Annotated in this window: 9 protein-coding genes and 1 pseudogene; all 10 read right to left on the bottom strand. The window is 42.4% G+C overall.

The window, feature by feature from the left end:
* Positions 1 to 133: 133 nt before the first annotated feature.
* Positions 134 to 1681, bottom strand: coding sequence for an arylsulfatase (locus KO473_RS08260; RefSeq protein WP_229067040.1), 1548 nt, complete (start codon positions 1679 to 1681; stop codon positions 134 to 136).
* Positions 1682 to 1708: 27 nt separating this feature from the next.
* Entirely contained in the window at positions 1709 to 2650 is a 942-nt protein-coding gene (locus tag KO473_RS08255) for an endonuclease/exonuclease/phosphatase family protein (RefSeq protein WP_032538029.1), read from the bottom strand.
* Between the two features lie 64 nt (positions 2651 to 2714).
* The gene (locus KO473_RS08250) at positions 2715 to 3638 is read right to left on the bottom strand and encodes an alkaline phosphatase (protein ID WP_032536834.1); all 924 of its coding nucleotides are present in this window, start codon (positions 3636 to 3638) and stop codon (positions 2715 to 2717) included.
* A gap of 13 nt (positions 3639 to 3651) precedes the next feature.
* Complete coding sequence (locus tag KO473_RS08245; protein ID WP_005808352.1) at positions 3652 to 6108, bottom strand: PQQ-binding-like beta-propeller repeat protein; 2457 nt, start codon at positions 6106 to 6108, stop codon at positions 3652 to 3654.
* A 101-nt stretch (positions 6109 to 6209) separates the two neighbouring features.
* The gene (locus KO473_RS08240) at positions 6210 to 8003 is read right to left on the bottom strand and encodes a RagB/SusD family nutrient uptake outer membrane protein (protein ID WP_022011707.1); all 1794 of its coding nucleotides are present in this window, start codon (positions 8001 to 8003) and stop codon (positions 6210 to 6212) included.
* A 12-nt stretch (positions 8004 to 8015) separates the two neighbouring features.
* Positions 8016 to 11455: pseudogene (locus tag KO473_RS08235) on the bottom strand (SusC/RagA family TonB-linked outer membrane protein).
* Between the two features lie 161 nt (positions 11456 to 11616).
* Positions 11617 to 12642 (bottom strand): FecR family protein, encoded by a 1026-nt coding sequence (locus tag KO473_RS08230; protein WP_122130838.1) that lies wholly within the window; start codon positions 12640 to 12642, stop codon positions 11617 to 11619.
* Between the two features lie 74 nt (positions 12643 to 12716).
* On the bottom strand, positions 12717 to 13289 hold the full coding sequence (locus KO473_RS08225) for an RNA polymerase sigma-70 factor (RefSeq protein WP_005781333.1): 573 nt from the start codon (positions 13287 to 13289) through the stop codon (positions 12717 to 12719).
* A 939-nt stretch (positions 13290 to 14228) separates the two neighbouring features.
* Positions 14229 to 16070, bottom strand: a complete 1842-nt coding sequence (locus KO473_RS08220; protein WP_216035101.1) for a RagB/SusD family nutrient uptake outer membrane protein — start codon at positions 16068 to 16070, stop codon at positions 14229 to 14231.
* 22 nt (positions 16071 to 16092) lie between these two features.
* Entirely contained in the window at positions 16093 to 19308 is a 3216-nt protein-coding gene (locus KO473_RS08215) for a TonB-dependent receptor (protein WP_122130839.1), read from the bottom strand.
* Positions 19309 to 20108: the final 800 nt, after the last annotated feature.

The following is a 20108-nucleotide window of genomic DNA, read 5'->3' as shown; positions in this document are numbered from 1 at the left end:
TATAAAAAGACAGGGGTAAGAGTCCCTTTCTATCAAAAAAGATCTCTTACTCCCTTTCAGCCTTTATACATAATAATATAATCGTATATATACGTTCTAAGTTGCCACTACCGATTATCCTATTTTTTAAGAATCAATATAGCTCGTCCAATACTTTCACCCGAAATGCAGGATATACGGGAACAGTATGCTCTTTTTTCATAATCTCACCAATCTTTTTGACGATTTCAGGATGCTTAGGGGCAACATCCCTCTGTTCACAAGAATCTGTTTCCAGATCGTATAGCTCGATCTTCATATTTCCTCTTTTCAGTCCATTACGCAATCCTTTCCATTTGCCCATACGTACAGCCTGTTGTCCTTCTATGTCCATAAACTCCCAATAGAGATAAGAATGCTTCATTTGATCTCCACTCTCCATTAAAGTCGGATAAAAACTGATTCCATCGGTCTCTGTGGCCGGATTCACACCTGCCAGTTCACATATCGTTGAGTAAAAATCATAAGATGTACATGGTAATGTAGTGTGTGCTCCTGCCCGGATATGTCCTTTCCATGTTACAATCAACGGTACACGGATTCCTCCTTCACGCAAAAAGCACTTTCCCCATCCATATTCCGAACGGAAAGGACCTCCACTCCGGAACCAGGGCGAATCGACTCCACCATTAAAGGTCGGGCCATTATCACTTGAAATGATAATGACCGTATTTTCATACAATCCCTTCTTCTTTAAAAAATCTACAATCTCACCTACCTTCTCATCGATGTAAGTCACCATTGCCGCATATCCGGCATGTGGATAACGTGCCGGAAAGTAATCGGCCTGTCCTAAATAAGGGGACTCGTCACCAAATTTCCTGACATAATGATCAATCAAACGTTGAGGGGCCTGAATTGGAACATGTGGCAAAGGAGTAGCGTAGTAAAGAAAAAAGGGTTGTTTTTTGTTCTCCTCCATAAAACGCAATGCTTCTTCCTGAATTTTATCGGGCGAATAAACATGTGAGATTAACTTATCATAGCTGCTCAGGCTCAAAGGATCGGCTCCGGGGTCAAGTTTGGTATGCGGTATCACCGTATCATTTGCCAGATACTCCCTCTGTTCATTCCGATACAAATGCAATGGAAAGTAAGTATGTGCCTGACGCTGACAATTATAACCATAGAAGAAGTCAAAACCATGATTCAAAGGCAGGCTTTCAGTACCCGGAGCACCCAATCCCCACTTTCCTACTATCCCTGTACGATATCCTCCTTCCTTCAAAATTGACACAAATGTTTTCGTACCGGATGGCAATCCGCGTTGACCTTCTAAGGTTGAATCGCGCTCAGCCGCAAGAAAATCCCATACTCTACCACGTTCCGGAGCTTCATCATTCCCCCTGATGCCACAATGACCACTGTGTTTTCCTGTCAAAAGAACACAACGGGCAGCAGCCGAAACCGGAGATCCGGTATAATAATTACTGAATACCATTCCTTCGGCAGCCAAACGGTCTATATGGGGAGTTTCGATCCGCTTCTGTCCGAAACATCCCAGATCTCCATAACCCAAATCATCCGCAAGCACAAAAATAATATTGGGACGGACAGAATCGGTAACCTTATCCCCCGCATACACCATCTGGAGTCCTGCTGTTTGTACCAACAATGCAGAACATACAAATCTAATATTCATAAAAATTCAATATATGATAATCCGGCACTACTTTTCCAACGATGACACTTTAAAAGTAGTCAATACAAAACCGTGATCGGAAGGATAAAAGAATTTTTCTCCCATAAACTCCAGAGGTTTAGTCAGCTCCTGGTTATAAGATTCAGACGTTACCGCACGAATAGTCTTACCTTGATAATAGATAAAATCAATACGGTCGGACCGGACAGGCTTATCTTCATTATCGTAGATCCAGGTAGCTCCTATATTCTTTTCGGGTTGGGGATGAATTTCACGAAAGCTATCCTTGAAACCTGCGTTTTGCATCTCTTTAGAAACAGTCCATTCCACAACGGCACCACCATGGCTATACATATCTTTCGTGGTATCTGTCCAGTCAAGATGGGAATGTACATTGAAATCTCCCCCCATAATCATGGGAATACTGTCAGTCTGACGAATCATCGGTTGCAAAACAGAAAGTATGCGGCGTATTTCATCATCTCGTGTCCCGGCATCGTCCCAAGCCAAAATATCGGCTTCTGATTGCTCCGTAGGCACTAATCGCATATCGGGTAAATAATGCAGCCAGGTATCGAATAAACGGACTGGCGTACCATCCATATCTATTTCGACTCCTCCGAAATTGAATGTAGAAATGGAATCAGGAAAAAGATACGTTTTCTTTATCGGATAGCGACTATAAATGCACAGATTGTCTGATAACAATACGTAATCATATCCCAAAGAGTCTGCCACCATTGGAGCCGCACCATAAGTCTCAATCATCAAAATAACATCCGCCTGACTCTTTTTCAGAATCCCTATAGTTCCTTCACAGCCCTTTTCGGGATAGTTTTTAGCATGTCCTGCATGCCATACATTCCATGACAAAACTTTTAATTCCTTCTCCTTAACACGTTCCACAGGTGTGCAAGAGACAAAGCTAATTGCCAAAGACGCAATTAGCATATATATAAATCTTTTCATATCAATCTTTTATACAGGTATCATCCAATGGGGCTATTTCCCCCATTGGATAAGTACATTTTAATTATTTAGTAAAGAATGCTGTCGTTACCGGATTGCCCAACCAGGCTTCGTGAGGCTCAACCCCCAGCAGCCAAGCTTCCGTTGCAGCCACATCAATCACCATTGTACTCTCAGTTATCTTATAGTTCTTTTTCACACCCTTTCCATAAAATACAAGCGGGGTCTCCATTTCATTGAGAGTTTTTCCGCCATGATTAGTACCGATTCCGCCATGATCCGCAGTCAGTATAATTACAGTATCATCCATCATACCGGCTTCTTCAATGGCTGCTACTATTTCACCTAAATAACCGTCCAATTCATCGAGCTTTTCATAATACTCTTTGGATTCCCACTTGTAGCTGTGTCCGGTGTGATCAGGATATTCAAATATAACAGCACAATACATAGGCTTTTTCTCTTTCAGATAATTCACGGCGAATTGTGTCGCTCCCTTAGGATGTTCCTTTGTTTGCGGAGCATGTACGAAGTAGTTGATAGCGAGCGAATCAACCAGATATCTCATTCCATCCCATTCATAAATATAGCCTACCTCTGCTTTAGGATATGTATCGCGTATCAATCCGTAAAGTCCCGGAAAACGACCGTATTGATTGGTTATAAAAGGAGGAATCTCGGGTGTCTTGCTTCCCCAGGTCGTATATCCATGAAGTTCCGGTCCGGCTCCGGAAAACATAGAGGCCCAGTTTGGAGCACTCGATGATGGCAGAATCGAACGGTTGTTCAGTGTATAAGCCCCTTCTTCCATCAACCGGTTGAAATTGGGCATGGGATGATTGCGGATAGCAACGGCACTTAAACCGTCAAAAGCAATTAATACTACATGCTTCGGATGTTTCTTCAAACGGGGACCGGCTGCATTTACTTCACTGGCAAATAAACTAAGAATCACAGAAAATATGAATAATATCGAAATCTTTTTCATTTTGTATATACAATTAATCATGTAACCTAAAATTATAAATATTACCTCCAAAATCGGTAACGAACAGACAGTTACCGCTTACTGCCACACTCGAGAATACCGGAGCTCCCAAAGCACGTTTTCCACGATAGGCGCCTGTGTCCAAGTCAACGGCATGCAAATGCCCGTCACTGGCCCCAAAGAAAACAGTTGCTCCCACAAGTACAGGCGAAACTTCGACTGTGCATTCATGGCTATGAGAATAAGGGACAGTATAGAAAAGGCTTGTTCCGGTACGATAGTTCCAGACCTCTTTAAAAGTGAGACGGTCAAATGCAACCACTCCTTTATTGGAAGTGGAAACAACCAGATATTTATCCGTCACAAGCGGAGCGCAGGCCGAATTAAACTCATAAGAAGTTTCCGCCATTTTCAGAATATCTCCGGAACGTGGGTTGATCACATATAAATTCTCACATGAGGCCAGATAGAAATTACCATCGTAAAAAGTTGCCGATCCGTCACGGAAACGAATTTTACTGTCACGCTTCTTCCACAATAAAGTACCGTCATTGATGTCATGTCCGAAGAGTCCGTTCCAATGTGCAGACGCCACTAATACTCCTGCACCTACAGTCAAAGTAGAAGTGGTTCCCTCACCTCCATCCCAGGCTTTGTTCTGCCACAGGATCCTTCCATCGGCAGTCCGTACGGCACAAGTTCCTTTCGCATGTCCGGCATACACCACACCATCGACAACCGCCAAGCCTTCATCAAGAAGTGGCAATAGAGAAACCGGCAACTGTGTTTGCCAACAAACCGTTCCTTTTTCTGCATCTATGGCGTAAAGCATCCCCGAAGCATCCGAAGCAAACACGCGCCCGTCTTCATAAGCAATGGTATTCTTTATCGAATTAGAAGCACTGAAAGTCCAGCAAAGACCTCCTGTTGCAGCATCATAGGCTTTTATAAAGCATTTCTCTGCCCTATCATCGTCAATGGTTCCTATAAACACTTTATTCTGTGCCACTATGGGCGAACACATATAAATATTGCTGCCTGCATTTCGGACCCAGTTGGTTTGCAGAGGCAAAGACACTGTGTCATTCACCAGTTGATTGTGGGCGGCATTTCCACGAAGTTCCGCCCAAATGGCGGATGCCACAGCCGAAGCTGCCGGCTGCCCGGTTACGGTGTAATCCACCCTTTTCGTCAAACGGGTTCCATCCTCAAACTCGGCAGTCACCAACAAGCGCTGCTTGCCATCGGACACACGGACTGTTCCGCTCCATTCCCAGTCTGTTTCGGGTAACAATGTGACAGACGACATGACTTTCCCGTTCCGTTCAACAGAAGCCGTTACTTTTTTTGCGTACGACACCGTACGATAAGCATTAATCCGAACTGTCATTTTACCATCAGAGACAGAAACAATTTCACCTTCTGCCGGATAAGCAGAAGTCAAGATTCCATCGATATAAGTATAACGGGTTTCCGAACTGAGTTTACCTTTGGTATCAGCATGATAAATCCTGAAACAGGACGTTCCGTGATCGATTCCTCCTTTATCCGGAGTGGATGAGCAGTAGGTCTGAAGTCCCGACTTCAACTGCTTATAATAATGATTGTGCCAGTGTCCGTAAATCATGGCGTCCAGATTATAATCTGCAAAGTCTATCTGTTCGCCGTTTTTATCCTTGAAGAGCAAATCGTCTCCCCAAAACCATAAGTCGTGATTAAATAAAACTACCCTTTTATCTCTATTTATTTGTGCAAGGTCATTCTTCAGCCAACGGATGATATCAGCACGCCTGTACGAGGGTGCATGATCACCACCCAGCATCGGAGTAACCACATAATGCACATTACCAACGTCGAACGAATACCATGAAGGACCGAAATGACTCTGCCATAACTCTTCACCATACCTTCCGGCACGCAAATCATGATTACCCACACAATAATAAGTCGGAACCCCCAAATCCTCAGAACGAAGATAACGTCCGTGAAAATCCTGATGGGCTTCATAACAAATATCACCTGTATGGATGATAAAAGCAGTCGGATTTGTTTTCACATACTCTTTCAGATTGTCTATCCAGTCACCATACAGAGATGTCTCTGTATCTGTGATTTGTACAAACGAATATCCATTTCCTGTCCTTACCGGACTCTTGCAAATTCCCAGTTCATACTTTTTCCCGGTCCCGTCGAAAGGTAAATAATGGGAAGCAGATGCCTGAAATCCATCGGGCACGGTCAAAGTGATAAACCGGGTGTCTTTATGTCCCGGAAGTATAAAGCTACCATCTTCCGCCGTTTGCACCACATGGAGCCCATCTTGCACACAGACTCCCTTTATCCCTTTCTCTCCGGCATCACGAATGCCGTTTCTGTTTGTGTCGATATAAACCCCGCCTTCTATCTGTGCGAAAGCAGAACTGCCAACTCCCAGGAATAAAGCCGCTATACCTGCAAATAACTTCAACATATTTATTGTTTTACTATATTAATCAGTTTTATCTCTTAACGAAAACAGCAGGCTTCTCCCGCTACTGCCGGAGCAGCCTTTCTGTTTTCGATATGATAAACCTATTCCCAGAATGGATTCTGATAGAGGTTTTCGTTAACAGTAATATCTTTGGTAGCAACCGGATAATAATAATATTTAGGAGATACAAAAGTATACTTACCATGTTGCGCTATCAGGTAGATATAGCCTTTTGTCCCTTCGGTGAGCCCAATCGTATTACCTTCCAAAGCATAAACCGTCAATTTATACTTTTGCTTGTCCTCCTCAGGTATCTTATCTACATCCGCTTTCTTTTCCACTACTGCAATGTCCGGTGTACCATCACCTGTTACATCATAATAGCCCATTCCCGGAATATACGCCCCTTCCGGAGCAGCCTCAAACAACTTTCCACATCCCCAACGCATTAAATCACCATATCTGAACCCTTCGCATGCCAATTCGATTCTGCGTTCACGGCGCACTTCCAGCACAGCACCTTTTTGTGAAGACTGTACATTGGAATAACGTTCTTCCTGTACCGGATCAATATTAGCCAGCCAGTCGTCCAACGAAGCATCCGGCATACCGGCACGCTGCCTGATCAGATTGATTGTATTATTGATGTCATCTTGTGTAAGCGTACCCAATTCGGCCTTTGCCTCAGCATATATCAGCAAAATTTCAGCGTAACGGATAATAGGTAAATCAGTATAAGATTTTCCCCAATCCATCTGATCGAATGTCAACGGACGGAATTTGATCTGCGGATATCCACCCAGATTCAGTTTAGCCCGGTGAGGCTCGGTAGTACCCACGTTCAGGACACCCGGTTTCATAAAAGTCTGCTCCAGACGAGGGTCCCGATTCTCAAAGATCTCCAGTACCGTCTTGGTCCGGTAACCTTCCACTTCATGAAAATATTTGGTTTGTCCGTCCTCAACGACTAAATAATCTTCCATCAGACTACGAGAAAGTCCCGTATTATAGTCAAACTGAGCCTGGGCATTGTGCAGGCGTCCTAATGCTTTATCGTAATCAGCCACCAGAATCATTTCCGGGTTTTGCGTAAGATCCGCACTACAGAAAAGTGACTGATAGGCAGGCAGGCCACTCTCTTTGGAAGTCGACAGACTGTAATGTTTTGTGTCCATAATCTTCCGGCAGGCCTCCACCGCTATTTTCAGGAAACGGTCGCCATCATTCAGTTTCAACTCGGGATGATATTTACGGAATGTCCCTTCATGCAAAGCAATCCGCGCCTGTATAGCCAAAGCAGCATTCCGGTAAATACGGGTCGTACTATTGTTTGTTTTCATGTGGGTCACGGCAAAATCAAGATCGGCCATTATGGAATCTACGACCAGGGAACGAGGATCCTGTGACTTATATAGTAACTCGGTGTCCGTCGTTTGCAGGTCATGGCTATACCATGGCACATCCGAATAGTCTTTCACCTTTGAATAATAGATTAATGCACGAAACATACGTGCCAGCCCGATGTAGTGATTAATCTCACCGCGGTCACCCTCCACACGGTCTGTCCTCGCTAACATAAAATTGACCGTACGAATATTCTTCCAACTCCATTTACCTATGTTATCGGGTCTATATTCACCACGCATCATTTTATAAATATCAGTATCTTCCGTGTAAAGCATATTGTCGGAAGGAGTATCCGAATAGCTTGCATCAATGTATCCGTACATGCCATTGGTATAGGTTTCCAAATCGGCAGGAGAAGAGAAAAAGACCTTCTCCGTGATACTGGTCTCAGGGAAACGATCCATGAATCCGTCATTGCAACTTGTCATCAGACCTGCGCCTGTCAGACAGCACGCAGTCAGTAATATATGTTTTATTTTTGAACACATAACTTATCTTAATTAGAATGTGAGATTTAAACCAAATGAATAAGAACGCTGAAGAGGATAAACAATATTACCTAAACTTTCCGGATCTACCTTATAATGTTTGTATAAGCCTGAAAACTCACACAGATTATCACCGGAAAAGAAAATACGCAAACGTTCAATTCCTATCTTATTCAACAGTACTTTAGGAAGAGTATAACCTACGGTGAGGTTTTTCAGACGGACATAAGCCGCATTTTGCAGGTATCTGGTCTGAACAACTCCACACTCCCTGTCTGTATTTTCCGCCACATAAGCTTTCATACGCGGGAAATACGCGTCCGGATTTTCCTCTGTCCAATGGTCGTACATATTACCCACGGTAATATTTGTCCAGGGCTGTGCATAAATACCCCAGAAATAAAGGTCGCCTGTACCCGGATAATAATCTTTCTTACCTACCCCCTGGGCAAACAGGCTAAGATCGAATCCATTCCACTGTGCATTGGCCGATAGACCAAATGTATAGCGTGCACGGCTGTTACCAATGACTTTATAATCACCATGGTCTTCCAGTGTCCATGCTCCATCGGTTATTTTACCGTCTTTATTTTCATCTTTAAATTTCAGATCACCGGGAGCCAGCGGACGGGTACCCGGATAGGAAGTACACCATGACTGGTCTGCATGATTCTTTATATCTTCCTCGGAAGTGAAAAAGCCTAAAGTCTCTACCCCCCATATCTCACCAATCTCTTTTCCTACATAGTAATCACCCAACAATCCTTTCGGATTTTCGTACTTCGTAATATAGGCACGGCTATCTGCCAGATTAAAGTTCACATCATAATAAAATAGTCTTCCGGCCAATTTGAACTGATCTTTCCAACCTATTCCCAACCCTCTGTCTTCAAGTCGGCTGCATTTTGCTTGGGAACATCCGTTCCCAAAACACTTGGCAGTGTCACTCCTGCCGTCAACATATCTTTTGTTCGGCGTACATATACTTCACCCGTTATGCTTAAACGGTTATTGAAAAAATTAGCGTCTACAGCAATATTGGTGGTAGTTACCTTTTCCCAGGTCAGGTTACCGGCTACCAATCCGGGAGCTCCCACATATACCGGCTGTTGTTTCTCCAGTATCTGGCTGATTTTTCCCGATCCCATCGTGGCAAGATATGCATACGCATCCACATCCTGATTTCCCAGACTACCATAAGAACCTCTCAACTTCAAGAAACTAACCACATCACTCAAAGGCTCAAAGAACTTTTCACGCGAGATGACCCAGCCCAATGATACGGAAGGATTAAATACAAAACGATCATTCTTCGGGAAACGCGAAGTACCGTCATAACGTCCGTTAAATTCGAAGATATATTTATCGTCGTAGATATAGCCCAAACGCGCGAACGCACCTCTTAAAGCCCAAGTCGTTATACTTTGAGACATATTCATATCTCCCGTGGCCAGGTTAATGGTGGGAAGTGAACTTGAAATCAGCTCTTTACGATTCGCTTTCACATAATCATATTTATACTCTTCCTGATTGAAACCTGCAACAGCAGTAATGGCGTGTTTCTTCGCAAATGTTTTCTGGAAAGTACCATAAACATCAAACAAGATGTGCTTTGTATCGGAATTACTGCTCGAAGCATCCGATACGGTAGAAATAGGATTAAACGTCAGGACAGGCAACTCGGGTCCATTGCGATAAGTGACAGGCAGATTATACCAGTTGCTTCTGGTCTTGGTATTTGCAAAAGCAAAGGTTCCCTGTACCCAAAAGACATCTTTGACTATATCCATCTTAGTAGACAGGTTGATATTTGTATTTGTTTTCCAGTCTGTAGCACGTCCGCCTTCGGCCAATGCCCCCAATGTACCCACACTGGCATCTGTCCAGGTTCCATCAGGATTCTTAACCATATCCATCGGATTTTTACGGTACATCTGTTTATAGGTGTTGGTCATGGCATTCGCATAGTCATAATCGGAAGTGGTCAGGCTCACATTGCTGCTCAGACTCCACCAATCCGTCAGTTTAAACTGTAACTTGGTACGCAGGTTATACCGGTTATAAATGTCGTTTCCATACCTTAACATACCGTTCTGACGATTGTATCCTCCCGAAAAGTAATAAGAGATACGGTCTGTTTTCCCGGAAATATCAATATTATGGATCGTAGAGAAACCTACATCATTGTAAGCCTCGTCCACCCAGTTTGTACGTCCAAAATAAGTATAAGAACCATCCGGATTCAGGAAGTAGGGAGAAGTGGAAGGATCTTCGGAACATTTTTTCGCATAGGCCAGTTGTTCCTCGTTATAAAGGTTATACCACGGATATGACATTGTATTTCTCGTAGTTGCCACCAGATAAGGGTCTGTTATAATTTCCGGCATACGAGTGTTGGTACGCAATACAAAATTGTTGTTATAGTTAACAGTAAGTTTTTCATTGCTGCCATTTTTAGTTGTAACCAAAATAACACCGAACGCAGCACGCGACCCATATATAGCAGAGGATGCGGCATCTTTCAGCACAGAAATATTGGCTATATCAACAGGATTCATGCGATTCAACTGATCACTGGTGGAAACAACCCCGTCAATGACTACCAACGGAGAACCTCCGTTCAGAGAAGTAGTACCACGAATGTTATAGGAAGGGGAGTCATCTGCCTCACCATCACCGACAGACACATTAAGGTTGGCAACGGCACCTTGCAAAGCCTGCCCCATGTTCAGTACCGGACGGTCTTCGATTGTTTTAGTAGATACGGTCGCTACCGAACCCGAAAGGTTGACTTTCTTCTGTACAGCATACCCCACTACCACAACTTCGTCAAGTGCTTTACTGTTTTCCTGCATTACAATGTCCATCACCGTTTTATCGCCTACCTTCACCGTCTGGGTGATATAGCCGACATACGAATACTGAAGCGACTTGCCTACCGGAACTTTCAATGAGTATTTGCCGTCGATATTGGTTATGACACCGGTAGTTGTTCCCAATATCGTTACATTTACTCCGATCAAGGTTTCACCCCTTGCGTCTGTAACGGTACCGGTTATCTCTTTCATTTTTGCAACGTGGTCATTCCGGACATTTTGTTTCTCCGCACCGGGAATCAGGATAATCTTTCTATTCTCCACTACGCATTTGCAGTCCGGCAGAATTTGGGATAAAATTACGTCAATACGTTCATTATCGGCCTCAACCGTTACTTTACGGTTCATGTCAATTTCCGCATCATTGTAGAAGAAAGTGTACTCACTCTTCGATTCAATCGATTTAAGAACCTGCTTCAGGGGAACTTGTTTCACATGGAGATTAATACGTGTCTGCTGAGCATAAACTCCCTGAAAAACAAACAGGAACATAATAAAAGACATAAGTCTTGCTAAACGAATGTTTCTTTCTGTTAAGAAAAAGCTCAAAAAGCTCCTCCATTTAAATTTATTCATATCTTTGTAAAAGATTTAAAGTAAATAATTGCGTCTCCTGCAAGAGACGTGATTAAAAGAAATCTGAGATAGGTAAGTGCTGCAACATTTACCTATTTTTTTGTTTGGTTGTGTGTCTCTACATATTTTCATTCAATTTTTAAGGTTAATACTTGTGTTGCCTATCGCTTTCTGGGAAGAATATGTAAGATACCATTCTCCCAGTAATATCTTATTGGAGCAACCAAAGTCATCGCTTTCAGAATTTCATCCAGATTCTCTCCATTCCTGACAGAGAACGACATAAATACTTTTTCAGCAAACTCTGACGGACATTCAATATCCACCCCATACCATTTATTCAAATTAATGATAATATCGGCCAATTTATCATTGTCGAAAGTCAGCTCATTCTGAATCCAACTGATATAATCATCCGTATTGACCATCTGTACCTTGGTCCGCTCACTCTTCTTATCATAATTTATCAACTGCCCCGGAGTCAGTACCACCGAATGGTTCATCTTGCAACCGGCAATCTTCACACTACCTTCTACCAATACTGCCTCGACTCCGGATTTCCGCTGATAATTGTCGACAATAAAGCGTGTACCCAACACTTCCACTTTCATTTCTCCGGCTTGCACCCGGAATGGAAGTTGCTCATTTCTCCGCACTTCAAAATAGGCTTCACCGGACAAACTGACTTCACGGACTGATGCACTGAACGTTTCCGGATACTCCAACAAACTATTTGAATTGAGCCATACAACCGTACTATCCGGTAATACAAAACGGCCTTTACTTCCATTGGCAGTCAGCAAACGGTTCATGACTTCCTTCTGCCCCGGAGCCGAACTGCTACCCCAATAATAAGAAACAGAACCGACAGCAAACAGTATCAAAAAGACGGCTGCCACTCGCAGGAACAGACTGAAATGTTCCGGAAAAACGAATCTGCTTTTACGGGAACCGGATTCCGGTATTTGTATCCGTGATCTAAACCGGTCGAGTGCTACTTCCGTTTCAACATCATCAGTAGCCAGCGTATTGCCTAAAAGCCATAAATCACGAACTTCGGAAAACTCGTTCCGGTTCTTTTCCGATTGTTTCAGCCAGTTCAAAAGAAAAACTTTCTCTTCACAGGTAGCTGTACCATCCAGAAAACGTATAATCACTTCGTTTATGTCTCCTATTTCATTCTTCATTTTTAGCTCCTCTATTAAGTAATACAAGTGAAATTTAAAAAACCCTCCTCCAAAACATACTTTTTTTAAAAATATTATTTTGAGCAGAGATAGAGTAGGAATAAAAGGCTCATTAAACCTTTATTTTTAAGATGGGTACGCAACTCCAACAGAGCACGGGTCAAATACTTTTCTACAGTCTTGGGTGACAGATCGAGCTGAACAGCAATCTCCTTTACCTTCAGGCCGTAGCTTCTGCTTAGTATAAATACCTTCTTTACCTGTACAGGCAGTGTTTCGACAAAAGCTTCGATTTCACCCCGAAGTTCCTTCATGAATAATGAGTTCTCCTGATTATCTTCCTGAATCTGCAACGCATCGATCTGATCTGAAAAACATTCCATGGACTCTTCTTCAGTATATTTCTTACTGGTGAGAAAGTTGAGAGATTTATTATAGACGGCCTTAAAAAGATAGGCCTTTACTGCTCCATCGAATTCAATATCTGCACGCTTATTCCATAAAGCAACAAAAACATCTTGAACGATGTCTTCTGCAACATCCCAATCATTCACAAAGCGAAACGCATACACCCGCAACACTTTATAATATTGCCGAAACAGTTGCTCTACCGACTCAAGGTTCGAATACATTGCGTTTTTCTTCATTTAAAGCATTAGTTAATAAAAAGACATTGACAAAGTAACAAATAATAATAATAATCTCAAAATTTTAAGAAACTGTTTTAGTAATCGTAAGGAATAAGTTGTGACGGTTTTCAAACGAACCGTTTTTCTCATCTCCATAAAAACAGGTATCTGAACAGGGTCTTAGATAACCATAGCCATTGAAAGCACTGCCCGCACCCATACTTACCGATTGACATTATGAAAGCAATATTCCAAAATCCGTATTAAAAAAATACAATAAATAATTTTAGGCTAACTATTCATTTTACCAAAAACAGTGAAACAGAAGCGAATCGGCAAACAAAATGCAAATATTTGGTCTGTTTATACCCTAAAATCCGGAAACAGAAAACAGGAAGTTAACATCGTAAAGATAAAAAACAAACTTCTTGCCAAGAGAGAGTTAACATCGTGAAAGCAGGAAGTTAACTTCTTGCTTACACGATGTTTGTCTTCCAGAAAAAAAAGTAAGATCACGTCGTAGAAAATAGAATAAATCGCCCCCAAAAAGAGCATTTTCTTCCACAATCTAATCACAAACGGACATCATAGAAATAGCCTTTTGAAACATTTACAACACTTTCACTTTCATTTTATTACAATATCCACCAACAGCCCTTTATTACAATCAACATATCGTCCAAACACAAGACGCATGAATTATGCTATCTCAAAATCCATGGTTTTTTATTCAGCCCATCTTCCTTCGAACCGTAAAAAGCATTTCTACGCATTTTTAAAATACAAAATGACAGATTGTAAGTGATCATAAAAACATGTTATATCACCTCTTCAAGTCGATATAATGCATACCAACTGAAATCATGATCACAAAAACCGGATTGTAAACAAATGTAAAGTCCATCTGTCTACAACCCGGTTTCATCTATATCGGATACCTATTATACGTGCGTTTCCTTACCAGCCGGGGTTTTGTACCAATTTCTTCGACTTTTGTATCTCTGCCAACGGAATGGGGTACAAATACATACGCTTCTCAAAAATACGGGTCTCAAAAGCAGTGCGTTTCATAAAGCCCTCAAGATCGGTGGCATTCATATCCATACCATGAACAGGGCCGCCTTGTTTATATCCCTCTTCTTCGGCACACATCCAACGACGTACATCAAAATAACGCTGTCCTTCGGCAAACAATTCAATGCGGCGCTCGTGACGTATGGCTTTCTCCTGCAACTCCCGGTTACCGATAATTTCCGGTTTAATGTCTTTCAGTAAGGGAATACCGGCTCTATAACGAATGCTGTCCACATACTGGATGATACGCGCATCACCCGGATTCACATGATTCAGGGCCTCTGCATACAACAAATAAAAATCGCCCAGACGGAACAACATACTTGCACGATATTTGGATTTCGGATTGTTGCCCTGATTCAGCAAATCACGGTTCATACCTTTATAAAGTAAATATCCCGAATAACTCATATCCGCCTTCGAGTTGTCATCCGGCATTCCTTTATAAAAATAAATCTTCTTATCGGTCTTTTGCCATATTTTGCCGGAATAAGTAATGTCCTGGTAGAAACGCGGTTCACGATTCTTATACATATTGGGTATACCGTCTTCACCGATGCCCTCTTCTTTATACAAACCCGATTCTTCAATGCTTTTACCATCACTCATCAAGAAGTCATCAATAGCTTCCTGAAGAACTCCGACGCAACTGAATCCACTGAAAATAGCACGCGGAGTACATCTACGTTCACGGCCTTCACCGTTTACTCCTCCCCAGGAGTTCTTACTGCTTTGCCAAACCGCCTCCGAATTGTTAACGCTTACCTGAAACAGCTGATAAAGCGATTCTGCCGGATCAATCTCACCATCCTTTATCACTTGGTATAACGAGTAGCGCCCCTTTGAATAATCAATAAAGCGTTGTAGAGCATCCAAAGCGGTTTTCCATTTCGTGTCATCCTTTGCCGGAAAGAGTTGTTTGCCCTGATTATCCTTCAAAGCAACAGCTTCGGGATAACCACCATTGAACAACGGACTTGCCGCATACACATGCAATTTAGCCAAGATAGCTAACGCTGCCCCCTTGGTCGGTGCCGCCGCACGCTCATTGTTAATAGTACCATCCGGATTCAGTTCTTTCTCCGGTAGCAAGTCGTAGCATTCATTGAGTTCTTTATCAATAAAGGCAACTACTTCATCTACCGAATTTCTGTAATAATCCAAGTCAGCGGCCGAAGGATCGGCTATTTCGGTCATAATAGGAATGGGCCCATATAACTCGAACAACAGGTAATGATAATAAGCACGTAGGAAGCGTGCTTCGTTCTTCAGAAGAGCCAGTTCTTTTTCATCAATGAAGTCGGCTACATCTCCGTTCTGCGGAATGACATGGGCGTATGCGATGAATTCGTTTGCCTGCCGGATCTGCTTGTAGAGACTCCAACGTGACAAATCGGCCGATCCGGCATGATAGCCTATCGTTGGAATCGTTTTCACATTGTTTTGTGCTGACTTCAATTCGTCTGAAACAGCCGGCCAGGGATTATCCAAACCGGTCAGGCTGGCATAGGCATCCGTTATGATGATATTCGACATATCGGGGATACCGGTATAGATGTAACGATGAAACCGGCGTGTGTAACTTGTGTTATTAAATACTTCTTCCATAGTCATTTCGGCAGCCAGATCGTCAGATACATTTAAATAATATTTACAGCCGGAAAGAAGGGTCGCACTCAATCCAAGTGCAAGTATGAAGGTCGGTAAATTTTTAAATACTTTCATATATATACTATTATTAATTTAGTTAGAATGTAAAGTCAAGACCAAAAGTAAACGTACGGTTCAGCGGATAAGGGAAACCTCCATTGTTGTTTCCTTGCTCGGGATCCCACATCTTAATACGATCCCATACGTACAAATTATTTCCCTGTACATAAAAGCGCAATGCTTCTATATTCAACTTCTTCAATAACTTCTTATCGAAATTATAACCTAATTCGATATTTTTCAGCCTCAGGAAACCGGCGTCACGCAGCCACCACGTACTGGCTGCCGTATTGTTCTGGAAGTTATTACTATGCATACGGGGAAACATCACATTCTGACTTGGATTCTGTTCTGTCCAACGATCGGCTACCACCGAACGCACCGCAGATTCTTCGATTCCCCACTGGAAAGGAAAGAAGGTCGCATCAGCTCCGGTTCCCAATACAGTTGACGTATTACCGGCTCCCTGAAAAAAGATACCGGCATAAAAACCTTTCCATTCGGCATTAAATCCGAAACCATAGACAATTTCGGGAACAGTGGGATTTCCTACATCTTCCATTTGGTCATTGCTGTCAATTTTGCCGTCACCGTTCAGGTCTTTGTATTTGATATCACCCGGACGAACGCCGCTCGAAAGACCGGAAACAACTCCGGGTTTTAATTCATAAGTGCGGTTGAGCCCTTCACCGTTGATGATAAAGTCATCATAGGTATACAAACCGTCGGCGATATAGAGCTTGTTCGAGTTGAGACGGGTACCTTTCTTTTCCAGCCAGGGATACACCTGCGGCACCTGATCGTATTCGATAATTTCATTACGGGCAAACGTGAAGTTTCCGCGTGCACTCAGGTTGACTTGCCCTATTTTTTGGTTAAGGGTGAGGCTGGCATCTACTCCATGATTCTTCACAATACCAAAGTTCTGCCAAGGCATCTGTTGGAAACCGGTTACGTTGGACACCGTGTTGCGTTGCAATAAAATGCTCTTACGCTTATTGTTGAAATAGTCTACCTGCAAATCGATGCGGTTGTCGAATAAGCCGAGATCAATACCGTAATTCGTCTTTTCCTCAATTTCCCATGAAAGATAGGGAGCCTCAAACCGGGCCTCGGTAATTCCATTACCGATACCGCCCATGCCTCCCGTATCACTGAAGCCGAGATTATACCCTCCATTATCCTGTTTCATCGTACCACGGTACAAGAAACGGTCACCACCGGTGTCATCATTTCCCGTACGTCCGATAGAAAACCTGAATTTCAACTTGTTGACTACCTTCTTCAACGCCTCCGGATAATAAGGTTCGTTGCTGACATACCATGCCAATCCCATTGCCGGAAAAAAGCCGAAACGAAATCCTTTTGCAAAGGTCTCGGAACCTGTATAACCGAAGTTGCCCTCTACGAAATAACGTCCGTCATAACCGTAAGTGGCACGTCCCACAAGACCCTGCTTTCTGTAAGGCAAAGCATTGTCGTGATATTGGGTCTCTTTTTGCATATAAAGAACCATAGCGGTCACATCATGCTTCTGCGCAAAAGTCCGATTGTAGTTAAACGAAGTTTCGAAATAGATTTTTTTATTCGAAGAGTTTTCCAGTTTCTCGGTCAATACGTCGCTGCCCTCCACAACTTTCTTAAATTGCAGTGCCCCGTTTTCATCACGTCCGGTTGCCAGATACTGAGTAGGTGTCTTGGTTCGTTTTGCCGTATATTTCATATCAGCATCAAAACTGATCAGACCTTTCCAATTCAGCCCCTTGGTGATAAAGTCCAACTTCTGGTTTACTTCCAGTTTCGACTGGATAGACGTTCTCCACTCTTTGGCATATCCGGAATTTACTAATAAGTTATATGGATTCACGCGGTTACCCGAAGGACGCGGATGTCCGGCAATCGTTCCGTCCGAGTATTCAGCAGGCATCAGGTAAGAGGGAGTGCGACACATCGAATTGAAAATTGTATTTGTGCCTGTACCCGGATAATTCGTTTGCAGGTATTGTCCGCTAATATCTACTTTCACCAATGTTGTTTTCGTCGCGTCGAAATCGATATTACTACGCAAATTATAACGTTTCAGCCCGATGTTATTGTCATACTCGTTTTTCTTGCCCTCTTTAAAAATACCGTTCTCCTGATAAAAGGCTCCGGAAACAAAGTAACGTGCACGCTCGGATCCGCCTCTTACATTGAGGGTATAGCGCATATTATAGGTATGCTCTCTCAGCATCTCCTTCAACCAGTCGGTGTCGGGATAAAGGTCGCGATCGGCTCCCGGACCGTATTTGGCAATTTCTTCCGCTGTACGTATACTGGCTGTTCCTTCATTGTTCAAAGCTTCATTATACAGTTCCAGCGTCTCTACCGAATTCATAAATTCAGGCAGGCGAGTCGGAGTGAGCAAGGTAGATTCGGCACGAAGGGATATTTTGGGTTTCTGCGAATTACCACGTTTAGATGTGATCAAGATCACTCCGTTAGCACCCTCGGCACCATACACAGCAGTTGCCGCGGCATCTTTCAGCAGAGTAAACGATTCGATTTCATCAGGTTCTATATCCTGCATATTACGGGGCACACCGTCGACCAAAACTAACGGATTTGTACCTCCTTTGAAGGAACTTACACCTCTGATCCAGAACTCGGAATTATCATATCCCGGTTCACCCGAACGCTGAACGGCAATCAAACCCGGCACTTGTCCGGCCAGGGTATTAGTCAGATTTCTATTGGACGATACAGCCAGTTCCTTAGGTCCGATAGCATTAATAGAACTTACGACACTGTTTTTTTTCTGTTTACCGTAACCAATAACCACTACTTCATCCAGCAATTCGGTATTGGGAAGCATCTTTATGGCCAGAATCTTTTCACCTTTGTAGGTGATCCGTTGTGATTCGTAGCCCACATACGAGAAAAGAAGTATATCTCCTTTCTTGGCACTTATCGAGAAGTTACCATTTACGTCAGTAATAACTCCTGTAGTAGTCCCTTCCAGTTTAATCTGTACTCCGATCAAAGGCTGACCGTTCTCATCCACCACAAGTCCGGTGGCATTATGAACCTGGGCGAAGACTGAATTCAGCCCGAAAGACAATAAAAACAGGATAAAGCAGATCAATCTCAATACTTTATTCTTAAACGCATATTCTTCTGGCATCCTCCCGGTACGATCACCGGCAGTATCAGCATCATTACTAATATGAGCAGTCATCGGCAAAACTGATATTAGCATAAAAGGTTTTTTCATAAGCTTAAATCTTTTTTGTTGTGTAGGTTTTAAATTAATTTTCAGGAAAAAGTGATACTATCCATCTATCGATGCATAGTCCTGTTTGAAATCCGGTCTTTCTTATGTTTTCATAGGCGTAATAAATATGGTTAACACGTCATCTATACTGAACCATGCTGATATTGATTTACGCAAAACGCCTGATTTTATCAGAGTTCCTGTAGAACTTAAGAAAGAAGAAAGACAACTGAACTTAAAGGTAAATGATGTAAACGAAAAGGAGTATTTGTAAAATGTAGTCTAAAACGAGAAAGAGATATACCTATTTTCCACCTCTGTATACTTCGATATATATCACAAGAAAAAACACATAATGGAGAGAAAAGATCAAATCATTGATATTAAATAGTATAGAAAACCATCTTATAAAGAAGAATTTTCAGAGTTGCAATTACGATATTTTAAAAAAATACATGCTTAAATAAGCGTTTTATTAAAGTTATTGCTATATTTGCCACAAAAATGGACCATTTATTACGTATTTTTAAAACTGTTAACTCGATAATCTAAAAGGTAGCATCTGTATGTATTGCGCATAAAACTTTCCAAGTTCTACAGGAACTTTTCTCAAGTACTTTTGAATTTATTTATTTCCAAGCAGAACCGCATATCAATAACATTTTTATAGAAAAGTATTGTAAAATAATTACTTAATCAAAGAACGTCAACGGTACATCTTTGGTAGCATAAAAACAGCCCGACAGCATATTAATATCATCACATCAAGATCTTTACCCATTCTTTTTATCCTTATCAGG

The sequence above is a fragment of the Bacteroides sp. HF-4919 genome (genome assembly GCF_018860125.1).
This window is presented reverse-complemented; position numbering and strand designations above follow the sequence as displayed.